Below are 13,049 nucleotides of genomic sequence, written 5' to 3' on the forward strand. Positions count from 1 at the left end.
TACGCCCGATTGCTAACCTTGGGCGATCTGGGCCACCAACGCTCTGCGCCGCTGCAGGCTCTCCGCCATCTGCGCCTGTACCCTGGCGTAAATGTGCGGCGGGGCCAATTCCGGCGTGCCGCCCTCGAACGGCGGCGCCGGGGCGTATTCCAGATAGAGCTGGATCATTTGGGCGGTCTCTTCGCCGTGCAGTTCGGCGATCAGCGCCAGTGCGAAATCGATGCCGGCGGTGACGCCGCCGCCGCTGATCACATTGCCGTCGCGCTCCACGCGCGCTGAGCTCGGCACGGCGCCGAACAGCTTCAGGCTGTCGCGCATCGACCAGTGGCAGGCGGCGCGTTTGCCTTGCAGCAGACCGGCGGCGGCCAGGATCAGCGAACCAGTGCACACCGAGGTCAGGTAGCGGGCATCGGCGCCCAGCCGACGGATCTGCTGCATGAAGGCCTCATCTTGCAGCGCCTGGGTGCAGCCGCTGCCGCCCGGCACGCACAGCACCTCGCAGCGCGCGATCTCCGGCAGCGGGCGCAGCTGGGTGAAGTGCAAGCCTTCCGACTCGACATCCGCGCCGTCTACCGAGGCGACGATGATTTCCGCGCCCGGCATGCGGCGCAGGAACTGCAAGGGGCCCGTGAAGTCGAGCTGGGTGACGCCTTGATAGATGGGAAATACAATCACGAGTGATTCAGACATGATATTCGCCTCATTTTTATCGTTGGACCTGGGTCATAATAGCCGCCCTGTTTTTGGCTGATATGACAGATAACCCTCAAAAAGCGCCATCATGAAAACGATCGGTTTTGTGGTTTTTCCCGGTTTTAACCTGCTGGACTTTGCCGGGCCGCTGGCGGCGTTCGATAACGTCAGCCAGTTCACCGACCCGCCGGCCTACCGCTGTGTGGCGATCTCGCCGCAGGGCGGCATGGTCGCCAGCTCGGCCGGGGTGGAAATCGCCACGCAGCCGTGCGGCGACGAGCGTTTCGATACGTTGGTGGTGGCCGGCGGCAGCGGCAACGTGATGGCGGCGCAATCACCGGCGCTGGCGGCGTTCCTGGCCAACCAAAGCCGACGAGCGCGGCGCATCGCCAGCGTATGTACCGGCGCGTTTATTCTGGCGGCCTGCGGGCTGCTGGACGGCAAGCGCGCCACCACTCACTGGTATCACGCGGCGCGGCTGCAGCAGAACTACCCGCGCATTCGCGTCGACAGCAACCGTATCTTCATTCGCGACGGGGATATCTGGACCTCGGCCGGCATCAGCGCCGGCATCGATCTGGCGTTGGCGCTGATCGAAGACGATCTGGGCACCACCCTGGCGGCGGCCGTGGCGCGGCAGCTGGTGGTCTATCACCGCCGCCCCGGCGGGCAGTCGCAGTACTCACTGCTGCTGGCGCTGAATCCGTCGTCGGATCGCATGCGCACCGCGCTGTCGTACGCGCGCGAGCATTTGCATCTGCCGCTGTCGGTGGCGGATCTGGCCGACGCCGCCTGCCTGAGCGAGCGGCAATTCGGCCGGCTGTTCCGCGCCGAAACCGGGCAGACGCCGGCCAAGGTGATCGAGCAACTGAGGGTAGAGGCGGCCAGAGGGCGTATTGAAGAGAGCGCCGAACCGCTGGAGGCGATCGCCCGCTCGGTGGGGTTCAGCGATCCGGAGCGTATGAGGCGGGCGTTTATCCGCGTATTTGGCCTGTCGCCGCAGGCGATCCGCCGGCTTGGCCGCGCGGGATAACTTTTTTGCCACGCCTGGCGGCGGGGCGCATCAGAGGAGCAACGGATGTATCAGGATTTTGAGAGCGAATTGAGCTGGGCGATGCGCCATATGCCGCGCACCCGGGCGGCGGTAGCGGCGTTGCCGGACCTGCACGGAGTGCGGTTGGCGTGCAATATGCACCTGGATCTGAAAATGGCGCCGCTGGTGGCCGGCCTGCTGGACAAGGGCGCGGCGATCTTTCTGACCACCTGCAACCCCACCACGGTACAGAACGACGTGGTGGACTGGCTGGAACGGCGGGGCGCGCAGGCTTACGCCTGGCGCGATATGAGCGCCGGCGAATGGTCGGAATCTTTCGATCGCGCGCTGGCCTGGCGGCCGACTCACCTGTGCGAAATGGGAGCGGATCTGACCACCCGTCTGCACCAGTCGCCGAACGGCCCGCAGATCGTCGCCGGGCTGGAGGCCACCGGTTCAGGCATCAGCCGGTTGAACGGCGTGGCGCCGCGCTACCCGATCTTCAATTGGGACGATCTGCCGGTGAAAGAAGGGTTGCATAACCGGCACATGGTTGGGCTGACCGCCTGGCATACCTTCTTCCAGACCACCCATTTGACGCTGCACGAGAAGCGCGTGCTGGTGATCGGTTACGGCCTGGTCGGGCAGGGCACGGCGGCCGCGGCCAGAGCCTACGGCGGCCAGGTGATGGTGGCGGAAATCGATCCGGCGCGTGCGCTGCAGGCGCGTTATGACGGCTGGCAGGTGGTGGATCTGGCGAGCGCGGTCGCGCAGGCGGACGTTATCGCCACCGCGACCGGCGCGAAAAACGTGCTCTCGGCGCAGCATCTGCAACAGGCGAAGGACGGCGTATTTATCCTCAACGTCGGCCACGTGGCCGAAGAGATCGATGTCGGCTTCCTCAAGAGCCTGCCGCACCACGAGCCGATGCCTTATGTGAATGCTTACCAACTGAATGAAAAGACGGTCTATTTGCTGGCCAATGGCTCGATGTTCAACCTGACCGCCGGCTATGGCGACAGCCTTAACGCTTTCGACGTCACGCTGGCGGTGATGGCGGCCGGCATCGGCCATATCGTCGGCGCGGGAGCGCGGCAAACGCCGGGGCTGTACCTGTTGCCGCAGTCGGCGTGGCAGCCGGCACTGTAACTTTTTCCCCGCGGGCGTTCATCCCAGAGCGCCCGCGGGCTGTACCGATTTTCGGCCGACAGAATTTGTCACAAATCCGCCATACAATCCCAGTGCCAAGCGCTGAACCCTCACATATAATTCGCTGAGTTCAAGCCCCCATTTCAGAGTAATGCCTGTGAAAATACGTGTTTTGGTTCTGACTCTGCTCGCTTTACAGACGGGCGCGGGCTTTGCGCCGCGCGCGCTGGCCAGCGACAACGCCGCCGCCGTGCACGCCACCCAGCCGGAGCTGGCTTCCGGCAGCGCGATGGTCGTCGATATGCAAACCCATAAGGTGATGTACGCGCGCAACCCGGATGAGGTGGTGCCGATCGCCTCGATCACCAAGCTGATGACCGCCATGGTCACGCTGGACGCGCACCTGCCGCTCGACGAGATGCTGTCGGTGGACATCCACCAGACGCCGGAGATGAAAGGGGTGTATTCGCGGGTGCGGCTGAACAGCGAAATCAGCCGCAAGGATATGCTGCTGCTCGCGCTGATGTCGTCGGAAAACCGCGCGGCCGCCAGCCTGGCGCACCACTATCCGGGCGGCTACAACGCCTTCATCAAAGCGATGAACGCCAAGGCCAGGGCGCTCGGCATGACCAATACCCATTATGTGGAACCGACCGGGCTCTCTATTCATAACGTGTCGACGGCGCGCGATTTGACCAAACTGCTGATCGCCACCAAGCAATATCCGTTGATCGGCCAGCTCAGCACCACCACCGAACGCATGGCCAGCTTCAAGGATCCCAACTACACGCTGCCGTTCCGCAACACCAACCATCTGGTGTACAACCCGAAATGGAACATTCAACTGACCAAGACCGGCTTCACCAACCAGGCGGGGCACTGCCTGGCGATGCGCACCGTGATCGGCAACCGCTCGGTGTCGCTGGTGGTGCTGGACGCCTTCGGCAAATACACCCACTTCGCCGACGCCAACCGGCTGCGCAGCTGGATTGAAACCGGCAAGGTGACGCCGATCCCGGCCGCCGCCCGTGACTATCGCCGCCAAAAAGACGCCCGTCTGGCGAAGAACGACAGCGAATAACCCGCCTGGCGGTCCGCCCGTTTGCGGCGGGCCGCTATCGGCCCTCGGGCCGTCTGATGACAAATCCCCGCTCGCGATCGCCGTCGAAGCCCGCTTTCAGGTAGAGCTGGTGCGCGCCGGTGCGTTGCTGCCCCGACAACAGCATCACCTTGTAACAGCCTTTGCGCCAGGCCAGCTGCAGCGCGTATTCGATCATGGCGAGCGCTACGCCGTGGCCGCGGTAGGGCTCCGCCGTCACCACGTGTTCGATGACGCCGAACGGCTGCGCCTGATGCGCCAGCCCTGGGATCAGCGCCAGCATGCAGGTGGCGATCGGGTGTTCTTCTTTCACCGCCACCACCAGACGGATCGCCGGATCGTCCAACAGGCGTTGCAGGGTACGGCGCGCATCGTCGGCGCGCAGCGGCGCGTCCTGCGGGCGCAGCTCGCGATACAAGGCTAACAGGCCGTTGAGATCGTCCGGCTGCGCCAGGCGATGAATGATGCTCATGGTTGCTCCTTTCCGCCGCTTCAACGGTAATCCGCTATCCTCCATTAATACCACAACGTTTGCCGGAGGGGATGTTATGAGTCAGGTTTCGACCTTTGTCATGTTCCAGGGAGAGGCGCAGCGGGCGATCGATCTCTATAGCCAGGTGTTCGAGCGTTTTCGGCTCATGCAGGTGCAGCATTACGATCCGACGCCGGACGGCCGACGGTTGATCAAGCATGCGTCCATCGATTTTGATCGGCAGAACCTGGTGTTTACCGATAGCCCGATCAGCCATGACTTCAGCTTTACCCCGGCGGTGTCGCTGTTCATCAACCTGCCTAACGAAGAAACGTTGGAGCGGGCGTTCCACCGGCTGGCGGAGGGCGGCAAGGTGCTGATGCCGCTCGATGACTACGGCTTCAGCGCCCGTTTCGGCTGGCTCAACGATCGTTTCGGCCTTTCCTGGCAGCTCAATGTGCCGGCGGGCGATCTGCCCTGAGCTTAGCGCGCGGCGTGCAAAAGGGATGGTAGTGCCTACTGTTGTTTCATATGCTTATCGCCATGGCGGCAGGGCTCTCTGCCGTGGGCAATACCGACAACATCATGGAAAGGTGAGCTTTGATTGATTTTGACCGCTATGTTGAGCAAGCGAAGTCTTACGGCGAGTGGCCGGGCGGGCATGTGGACATGTCGTCCGGTTGCGTCGAGGGGTTGAGCTATCGCCTGTATCGGCACACTGCCGAGAGTGAAGACGCGATCGTGATTTATCACGGCGGCGGGGTGAACAGCGCTGCCGGGTATGACGTCCTGGCGCGCCAGTTGGCCGCCGAGCCAACGCTCGCGGTGTGCCTGGTGGATATCCGCGGACATGGCGATTCCACGGGAGAGCGGGGGACGGTTGAGCGGCCTGAGCGTATTTGGCGCGATGTCGATGTCATCCTGGCGGAAATGCGCCGCCGGTTTCCGTTGGCGCGCAGGCACCTGCTGGGCCATTCCAGCGGCGCCGGGATGTTGCTCAACTACCTGACCCGTTACCCAGGCGAACAGCGTGCGGATAGCCTGATCATGCTGGCGCCCGAGCTGGGGCCATTTTCCGGGATGGCCCGCGATCTGGCGGCGACGGCCCGTTTTGCGCAGGTGCGTCAATGGCCGTTTGTCGCCAATGCGCTCAGCGGCGGGCGCTGGTTTGGGCACGTTCGGGCGGTCAGCCTGAATTTTCCCCCGGCTGTGCTGGCCGCCGCCCCCGATTTTGTCTGCCAATACAGCGTCAATATGGCTAACGCGTTGACGCCTCGCGCCCCGGCCAGGCAACTGGCGGCGCTGCGATTACCGACCTTGCTGCTGGCGGCAGCGCAGGATGAGTTGTTCAATGCGCAAGCGATGCAGCGCTTCGTCGAACAGCATGGCAACGCCCAAACCGCCTTTGGTTTGCTTGAAGGCAGCACGCATTTATCGTGCGTATTTGATGCCCATCGCCTTGTCCTTCAACATATCTCGCGTGCGGCCGCTACCGGATCCGATGAGGGGCCGGCGGGCGAGGGGGTTTAACGTCGGCGCGGGGCGGCCATTGCTGGCCTGGCGTTTTCCTCTCTCATCCTATATCCCTGCATGGCGCTTAACCGCTATGCTAAACAAATAATAAATGTGAATGTAAAAGGATGAATCATTTTGGCAGGAAGTAGCTTACTCACTCTCATCGACGACATCGCCTCATTGCTGGACGATGTCTCTTTAATGAGCAAGATGGCGGCGAAAAAAACCGCCGGGGTGCTGGGGGACGATCTGGCGCTCAACGCGCAGCAGGTCACCGGCGTTAAAGCCGACCGCGAGCTGCCGGTGGTGTGGAGCGTCGCCAAAGGCTCGCTGATCAACAAGGCGATCCTGGTGCCGTTGGCGCTGCTGATCAGCGCCTTCGCGCCCTGGGCGATTACGCCGCTGCTGATGGTGGGCGGTGCCTACCTGTGTTACGAAGGGTTCGAAAAGGTGTTCCACAGCCTGAGCCCCGGCAAGGCGGCGCAGGAGGAGACAGCGGACGGGCCCGGCGCCAATGAGGACGCCGCGGCCTATGAAAAACGCAAGGTGAAGGGGGCGATACGCACCGATTTTGTGCTGTCCGCCGAGATTATCGCCATCACCTTGGGCACGGTCGCCGGCGCCACCTTCAGCCAGCAGGTGATCGTCTTGTGCGGCATCGCCGTCGTGATGACGCTCGGTGTGTACGGCATTGTCGCCGGCATCGTCCGCCTGGACGATCTGGGGCTGTATCTGAGCCGCAAACGCAGCGCGGTGGCGCGCTCCCTCGGCGGCAGCATCGTGCGCGCCGCGCCTTATTTGATGAAAACGCTGTCGATCGTCGGCACTGTCGCCATGTTTATGGTCGGTGGCGGTATTCTGACCCACGGTTTGCCGCCGGTGCATCATCTGTTCGAAGACTGGGCCTCGTACACCACTGTGGTGCCGACGTTTGGCCATCTTTTGCAGGGGGTGATCCCGGCGCTGTTGAACGTGGCGTTCGGGCTGGTGGCCGGCGGTGTCGTGCTGGCGGTGGTGTCGGCGCTGGGCGCCGTGCGCGCGCGTTTCAAGGCTTGATGAAAAGTCTCGCCCCGGGAGGGGCGGGACGTATCAGACGAATTAAAAGATCAGTTTGAGAACGCCGGTAATCGTCAACAAACCCACGATGAAGATGATGGCGACAATCCACAGAATAATTTTCATTGGCTTCTTCCTTACCGGTTAAAGGTGGGGCGCGATTGGCGCTAACTTAATGAAATCATTCTTCACTATAGACGCTATCTCTCTATCGTGCGTCGTCATGCCTTCACGGGCGCCGCTTGTCGCCCGCGCCCAGCGCGCGCTGCATAATCTGCGTGTCGCGCCATTCCCCCAGCTTGAACCCCACCGCTTTTAACGTCCCTGCACTGGTGAAGCCGAGTGACTGATGCAAGGCCAATGAGCCGCGGTTGGCGGCGGAATCGCCGACGATCGCCAGCATCTGGCGCCAGGGGCCTTGTTCGCAGCGGGCGATCAAGGCGCTCAGAAGCGCTCTGCCGATGCCTTTACCCTGTTGCCCTTCGGCGATGTACACCGAGTCTTCCACGGTAAAGCGGTAAGCCGGTCGGGGGCGATAAGGCGTGGCATAACAGTAACCCACAATGACGCCTGCGCTTTTCGCCACCAGCCAGGGCAGGCCGGCCTCCCGCACCTTGCTCAGGCGCAGCTGCATTTCCGCCAGCGTCGGCGGCTGCTCTTCAAACGAGGCCGCGCCGTACAGCACGTGCTGGGTGTAAATACGCAGCACGGCGGCCATATCGTCCGGTGTGGCGTCAAGAAGGCTGAGTACGGGGGCGGAGAGCGTTGTCACGTGTCTGTTTACCTTGAAAATCAGCGGATAAACGCCATTATGCGCGCTGCTCGCCGCCGGGATAAATCGGGTTTTCTTATGGTGAGATAAGAAAAGGCGATGATGAGCGGGAAGGGGCTCTTTGGGGAGAGCCCCTGAGGCGGTTTGCCTGGCATTACCAGCCTTTCACCGCGCCGCCGTTGAAGATTTTTTCGGCGGCTTTGGCCACTTCATCCGATTCATAGGCTTTGATGAAGTTCTGCACGTTCGGCGCGTCCTTGTTGTCTTCGCGCGTGACGATGATGTTGGTGTACGGCGAGTCTTTATCTTCGATGAAGATGCCGTCTTTGGTCGGCGACAGGCCGGTTTGGTTGATGTAGGTGGTGCTGATGACGGCGACGGTGACCTTCGGATCGTCCAGCACATGCGGCAACTGCGCGCCTTCCAGCTCCATGATCTGGTAATGATGCGGGTTGGCGCTGATATCCAGCGCGGTAGGCAGCAACCCTTTGCCAGGCTTCAGGCTAATCAGCCCGGTTTTTTCCAGCAGCAGCAGGGCGCGTCCCAGGTTGGTCGGATCGAGCGGAATGGCGATCACCGCCCCGTCCGGCAACTCTTTCAGCGATTTTATCTTTTTGGAGTAGCCGGCCATCGGGAAGACGAAGGTATTGCCGACCGCCACCAGCTTATAGCCGTGATCTTTGTTTTGCTGTTCGAGGAACGGGCGGTGCTGGAACACATTGGCGTCCAGTTCGCCTTTGTCGGTGGCGTCGTTCGGCAGCAGCGAGCCGCTGAAACCGACCAGCTCGACGTCCAGCCCGTATTTCTCTTTCGCCACCTGCCTGGCGACTTCTGCCACGTCTTGTTCCGCGCCGTTGATGACGCCGACTTTGATATGGTTTTGGTCGGTTTTTTGATCGCAGCCCTGCAGCGCCAATACGGCGGCGAAGGCCGCCGCCAGAGGGGTGATACGCCAGCGTAAGGTCATCGAACTCTCCCTGAAAAGAACAATAAAATCAGTTGGTTTTTGTTCTTACAGCTAAGCCTGAACCGCCGATGAAGTCAAACGCTCGTTCAGCATAAACGGCTATAGCTTATAGCCGTTATGCGATGGGGGATTATCGGCTGAGCGAACGCAGCACCACGATGCCCGGCGTGGCCATCACGTAATCCATAAAGGGCGAATCGACCACCCGCATGTTGGCCTTGCGCGATGAGGCGTTGCGCAGCACCGGGCCGTTGTCGGTCATGACGAAGATGCCGGTATGGGTCACGTCCAGCCCGGCGAGGTTGGTGTAAATGCCGATGTAGTCGCCGGTGCGCAGCTGGGCCAGCACCTTGTCGTCGACGCGGTCGCTGGGAATGTAGGTCACGCTGCGCTGCACGACGGGCAAGCCGGGCAGGTAGCTGCCGCCGTCGGCTTTCTGATTGAGGTTTTTCACGAGGCTGACGGCGTGCGGGCTGAGCTGGGCGGTGATGTCTTCGGCCACTTTTTTCGGCCGCTGCGCCCAGTCGGTGAAGAAGTGTTTGCGCTGCGGGAAGGCGATTTTGCCGTCGACATAGCGGATGTCCACCAGGCGCTGAACGAACTCGGCTTCGCTGCGGGCGGTGCTGAGCGCTTCGACATAATCGATGTAGGTGAAGCAATCCAGCCCGCGGAAGTCGATCACCAACTGCTCGGGCGTGCTTTGCGAACCGATCAGGCGGTTGGCGAGATAGGGCGTGCCGAGGAATTCGCGCGAAATCAAATCGACGGTGCGGCCATGCGGCTGCGCGGCGGGCCAACCGGCGCGCAGTGCGAGGATCTCACGCAGCTTGCTGCGGGTGCTGTCATCCATCTGCGGTTGCAGGTTCGGCGGCGAAACGGCGGCGTCGGTCGGCGGCGTTGCGGGAGTGACGGCGGTGGGGCGATCGGCGCATCCGCTCATGGCGATAGCTAACATCAGTAAAACAGCCTTGTTCTTGTTCATACGGCCCTCCATGGGTGTCGCTGGTTTATCAGAGTAAGTGATAACAGTTCTCATCCGATGGTAGGGGTTAAAAAGTAAACATAACCTCAATGGCAATCGATAAATCAGTAACCGATTTCGCTATTGAACGGCAAATACCAGAACAGCGCGATTTCGTGATCGGCGATCTCCGGTTCGGCGCGGTACAGCAAGCGATCGATGCCGCCGAGGATAAACCCATAGTGCTGGTAGCAGCGGCAGGCCGCCAGGTTGTTGTTCTGCGTTTCGAGCATCATACCTGAGGTTTCCTGCTGCCGCGCCCACTGTTTGGCGCAGTCCAGCAGCGCCCCGGCGATGCCCTGGCGGCGCGCGTCAGCGCTGACGGCGATCTCGTCGATCAGGGTGTAGCCGTTCCAGTTTTTGCTCAGCGTGATGTGGCCAACGGCGTCGTTCTGGCGATAAGCCAGGAAGGTCACGCTGTCTTCGTTGGCGAACGGCGCCAGGGGATAGCGTTTGCGAAACGGCGCCACCGGTCGGGTTGGCCAGCTGTCCACCGGGCTGTCGAACTGCGGCAGGGCGTAACAGGCGATGGTGAAGCTGAAATCGCCGCGGGCCAGATAATCGTCGGGCAACGTCTCAATGGCCGCGATGCGGATGGCCGGGTTCATTACGGCAGCTCCCGCAGCAGACGCGCCGGGTTGCCGGCGTAGATCCCCTTGCGGGTGATGTCGCGGGTCACGACCGCCCCGGCGCCGATCACCGCGTCGCTACAGATCGTCACCGCCAGGATCGTGGCGCCGGAACCGATGGACACCCGATCGCCGATGCAGGTGCGCCCCCAGCTGGCCGGATCGGCGTTGGGCGCGCCGTCTTTGAACAGATCGTTGGCGAAGGTGACGCCGTGGCCGACAAAGCACGCTTCGCCTAGGGTAACGTATTCGCAGATAAAGCTGTGCGACTGAATTTTACTGCGCGCGCCGATGCTGACGTGGCGCTGGATCTCGACGAACGGGCCGACGAAGACATCGTCGCCGAGCCGGCAGCCGTAAAGATTGCAGGGTTCTACCACGGTGACGTTGCGCCCGGCGTCGACGTCGACGATCCCCGCCTGGCGGGTGATGATAGCGGATGACATAACCTTCCTCACAGCCTGGGTTTAATGGGGGGAGTATAAGACAAAGCGTCGCGCCTTTCGCTTTCCGCACGTTTTTTCGCCAAAAGACTATAATTAGTACAGGGGAGAGAGCCCCGTGGCCGCAATCCTCGCACGGGTAGCTGTCCGTCAGAGGTGTGAAATTCGTTCGCCGATCGCGGCCTACGGCGAGATAGGAGGTGTCTCATGGTCAGTCATGTTTGGGGACTTCTGGCGCATCCCAGCGCCGAGTTCGAACAGATCAAAAGCGAGAATGAAAGCGTCTCGCACCTATACACCCATCACGTGTTGCTCTTGGCAGCAATCCCGGTGGTCTGCGCCTTTATCGGCACCACCCAGTTGGGCTGGCTCTCCGGCGAGGGACATGCCATCAGGCTCGACATGTTTACCGCGTTTTATACCGCCGTGGCGTTCTACCTGCTGATGCTGGCAGGCGTAGCAGCCATGGGGAAAGTCATTCACTGGATGGCGCGGCGTTATGAATCGCGCCCAAGCCTGCACCGCTGCATGGTGTTCGCCGGCTACGTGGCGACCCCGATGTTCCTCAGCGGGGTAGTGGCGCTTTATCCGGTCGTCTGGCTGTGTCTGTTTGTCGGCATTATCGGCCTGTGCTATTCGGGCTATCTGCTGAATCTGGGGATCCCGCACTTCCTGAATATCGACAGTAAGGAAGGGTTCATCTTCTCCAGCTCGACCTTCGCCATCGGCATTCTGTTGCTCGAGCTGCTGCTTGGGGTGACGGTGCTGCTGTGGGGGTACGGTTCCTGGTTGTTCTGAGTTAACGGTTGTTGTTATCGCCCCCGCGCCGGTGGAACGGCGCGGGGGCTTTTGTTTTTAGGCTATGCGCGGCGGAAAACCAGCATCACGCCGAGCACGATGCCCGCCATGCCCAGCAGGCTCAGCGCGGCCAGCGCGTGGCCGAGCAGCAGATAATCCAGCAGGGCGGTGACCGCCGGGATCAGGTAGAACAGGCTGGTCACCTGCACCAGGTTGCCGCGCTGGATCAGCCGATACAGCAAGAACGTCGCCAGCACCGAGATCACCACCGCCATCCACAGCAGCGGCAGCACGAACTCAGGCCGCCATTCGACCCGCAGCGGCTCAAACGGCAGCGCCAACGCACACATCAACAGCCCGACGGCATACTGCAGCGGCAACACCGCCAGCGGCGGCTGCGTCATGCCCTTTTGCAGCAGGGTGCCGGCGGTCATGCAGCCCAAGGCGATAAAGGCGAACAGCATGCCGCTCAGCGAGAAATGGGCCACCATCAGGCTTTGGTACACCACCAGCGTCAGCCCCGCCAACGCCAGCGCCAACCCGAGAGCGCGCAGCCCGGCGCAGCGCCGTTCGGTAATGAACTGGGTCAGGATCGGCTGTACGCCAAGCAGCGTGGCCAGCACGCCGGGGGTAATGCCCCGTTCGAGGGCCAGCAGATAGCAGATCTGATAGCTGCCGATCATCAGCACGCCGATCAACGCGACGCGCCGGCGGGTGCCGGCGGCGGGCAGGCACTGGCGCTGCCACAGGCCGATGGCCAACAGCACCGCCAGCGCGATGGCGCAGCGGAAGAACAGAAAAGCGAAGGCGGAGGCGTGCTCCAACCCCCAACGGGAGAAGATCGCGCCGCTGCTCCAAAGCAGGACGAACAACGCAGCCAGGCCGGCATTGGCCCAGAGAGAAGGTAATCGCATATCAATTTCACCTGTCGTGAAAATTACAGGCTCCGGCGCGCGCGGCGGTCTACGCCTGAACGCAACAAATCAACATAAGCCGGAGGTAAAAAGTCGGTGTGGCTTAGCGCACGACCACAATGCGTGGCGGGTAAGCGGCAACCGCGGAAACGACAGAGAAAACGGCGGGTGGAGCGGAGGAAGCACACAGCAAAACGACGGCCGGAACGGTCGCGTTTGTCGGATCTGTGCTGTGCGCCAGGTAGGTCATGTGAGTTCCAGAAAACCGTGAATGAAACCAATCGCTTCAAACATAGCCAAGTTCAGCGTGGCGTGCAACCGAAAATCACAGAATCATAAATGATAATGAAAATCATTATCATTAAATTAAAGGTGTGCTATGTTGCTGCAAAAACGCAGTTTTAGCGCCAGCGCGAGGCGCAAGGGGGTAGGCTCCCCGCCGCCGTTTCCCGTCATGCGTGCGGCGAGAGACTTTACGATTCGTTTTT

Annotated in this window: 15 protein-coding genes; 7 read left to right on the forward strand and 8 right to left on the reverse strand. The window is 61.7% G+C overall.

Going from position 1 to position 13,049, the window contains the following annotated elements:
* Positions 1 to 12: 12 nt before the first annotated feature.
* Complete coding sequence (locus tag ACSBQS_RS02300) at positions 13 to 690, reverse strand: DJ-1/PfpI family protein (RefSeq protein WP_434989569.1); 678 nt, start codon at positions 688 to 690, stop codon at positions 13 to 15.
* 91 nt (positions 691 to 781) lie between these two features.
* On the opposite strand from ACSBQS_RS02300, the gene ACSBQS_RS02305 reads away from it, so the two are divergent.
* The 3 genes from ACSBQS_RS02305 (at position 782) to pbpG (ending at position 3,956) form a co-directional block, all read left to right on the forward strand.
* On the forward strand, positions 782 to 1,726 hold the full coding sequence (locus tag ACSBQS_RS02305) for a GlxA family transcriptional regulator (protein WP_042783904.1): 945 nt from the start codon (positions 782 to 784) through the stop codon (positions 1,724 to 1,726).
* A 45-nt stretch (positions 1,727 to 1,771) separates the two neighbouring features.
* Positions 1,772 to 2,875, forward strand: a complete 1,104-nt coding sequence (locus tag ACSBQS_RS02310; protein WP_197749666.1) for an adenosylhomocysteinase — start codon at positions 1,772 to 1,774, stop codon at positions 2,873 to 2,875.
* Positions 2,876 to 3,026: 151 nt separating this feature from the next.
* A complete protein-coding gene (gene pbpG / locus ACSBQS_RS02315) occupies positions 3,027 to 3,956 on the forward strand; it encodes a D-alanyl-D-alanine endopeptidase (RefSeq protein ID WP_046686613.1) in 930 nt (309 codons plus the stop codon).
* A gap of 34 nt (positions 3,957 to 3,990) precedes the next feature.
* Here the strand turns inward: pbpG and ACSBQS_RS02320 are convergent, their stop codons facing one another.
* The gene (locus ACSBQS_RS02320; RefSeq protein ID WP_232093896.1) at positions 3,991 to 4,446 is read right to left on the reverse strand and encodes a GNAT family N-acetyltransferase; all 456 of its coding nucleotides are present in this window, start codon (positions 4,444 to 4,446) and stop codon (positions 3,991 to 3,993) included.
* A 76-nt stretch (positions 4,447 to 4,522) separates the two neighbouring features.
* On the opposite strand from ACSBQS_RS02320, the gene ACSBQS_RS02325 reads away from it, so the two are divergent.
* The 3 genes from ACSBQS_RS02325 to ACSBQS_RS02335 all read left to right on the forward strand — a co-directional run bounded on the left by ACSBQS_RS02325 (position 4,523) and on the right by ACSBQS_RS02335 (position 7,017).
* Positions 4,523 to 4,927 carry a VOC family protein gene (locus ACSBQS_RS02325; RefSeq protein ID WP_069100123.1) on the forward strand — a complete coding sequence of 135 codons (405 nt, stop codon included), beginning with the start codon at positions 4,523 to 4,525 and terminating at the stop codon, positions 4,925 to 4,927.
* 119 nt (positions 4,928 to 5,046) lie between these two features.
* The gene (locus ACSBQS_RS02330; RefSeq protein ID WP_197749664.1) at positions 5,047 to 5,976 is read left to right on the forward strand and encodes an alpha/beta fold hydrolase; all 930 of its coding nucleotides are present in this window, start codon (positions 5,047 to 5,049) and stop codon (positions 5,974 to 5,976) included.
* A gap of 120 nt (positions 5,977 to 6,096) precedes the next feature.
* On the forward strand, positions 6,097 to 7,017 hold the full coding sequence (locus ACSBQS_RS02335) for a DUF808 domain-containing protein (RefSeq protein ID WP_342163201.1): 921 nt from the start codon (positions 6,097 to 6,099) through the stop codon (positions 7,015 to 7,017).
* Positions 7,018 to 7,246: 229 nt separating this feature from the next.
* On the opposite strand, the gene ACSBQS_RS02340 is transcribed toward ACSBQS_RS02335, so the two are convergent.
* From ACSBQS_RS02340 to ACSBQS_RS02360, 5 genes are all read right to left on the reverse strand, one after another.
* Positions 7,247 to 7,789 carry a GNAT family N-acetyltransferase gene (locus tag ACSBQS_RS02340; RefSeq protein ID WP_033642271.1) on the reverse strand — a complete coding sequence of 181 codons (543 nt, stop codon included), beginning with the start codon at positions 7,787 to 7,789 and terminating at the stop codon, positions 7,247 to 7,249.
* A gap of 154 nt (positions 7,790 to 7,943) precedes the next feature.
* A complete protein-coding gene (locus ACSBQS_RS02345) occupies positions 7,944 to 8,756 on the reverse strand; it encodes a MetQ/NlpA family lipoprotein (protein WP_033642272.1) in 813 nt (270 codons plus the stop codon).
* Positions 8,757 to 8,886: 130 nt separating this feature from the next.
* Entirely contained in the window at positions 8,887 to 9,738 is an 852-nt protein-coding gene (locus tag ACSBQS_RS02350; protein WP_197666251.1) for a DUF1460 domain-containing protein, read from the reverse strand.
* A gap of 104 nt (positions 9,739 to 9,842) precedes the next feature.
* Positions 9,843 to 10,385, reverse strand: a complete 543-nt coding sequence (locus ACSBQS_RS02355) for a GNAT family N-acetyltransferase (RefSeq protein ID WP_033652386.1) — start codon at positions 10,383 to 10,385, stop codon at positions 9,843 to 9,845.
* Positions 10,385 to 10,852: an acyltransferase gene (locus ACSBQS_RS02360; RefSeq protein ID WP_033642275.1), complete on the reverse strand. Its 468-nt coding sequence runs from the start codon at positions 10,850 to 10,852 to the stop codon at positions 10,385 to 10,387. Before ACSBQS_RS02360 ends, ACSBQS_RS02355 begins: the two co-directional genes overlap by 1 nt.
* 204 nt (positions 10,853 to 11,056) lie before the next feature.
* Here ACSBQS_RS02360 and ACSBQS_RS02365 point away from each other — a divergent pair, with 204 nt between their 5' ends.
* Positions 11,057 to 11,647, forward strand: a complete 591-nt coding sequence (locus ACSBQS_RS02365) for a Yip1 family protein (RefSeq protein WP_019453944.1) — start codon at positions 11,057 to 11,059, stop codon at positions 11,645 to 11,647.
* Between the two features lie 62 nt (positions 11,648 to 11,709).
* Here ACSBQS_RS02365 and ACSBQS_RS02370 read toward each other — a convergent pair whose 3' ends face one another.
* Complete coding sequence (locus ACSBQS_RS02370) at positions 11,710 to 12,561, reverse strand: DMT family transporter (RefSeq protein ID WP_197749662.1); 852 nt, start codon at positions 12,559 to 12,561, stop codon at positions 11,710 to 11,712.
* Between the last annotated feature and the right edge of the window lie 488 nt (positions 12,562 to 13,049).

This window comes from Serratia sp. H402Y (assembly GCF_051172415.1).
GTDB classification, from domain to species: Bacteria; Pseudomonadota; Gammaproteobacteria; order Enterobacterales; family Enterobacteriaceae; genus Serratia; species Serratia ureilytica.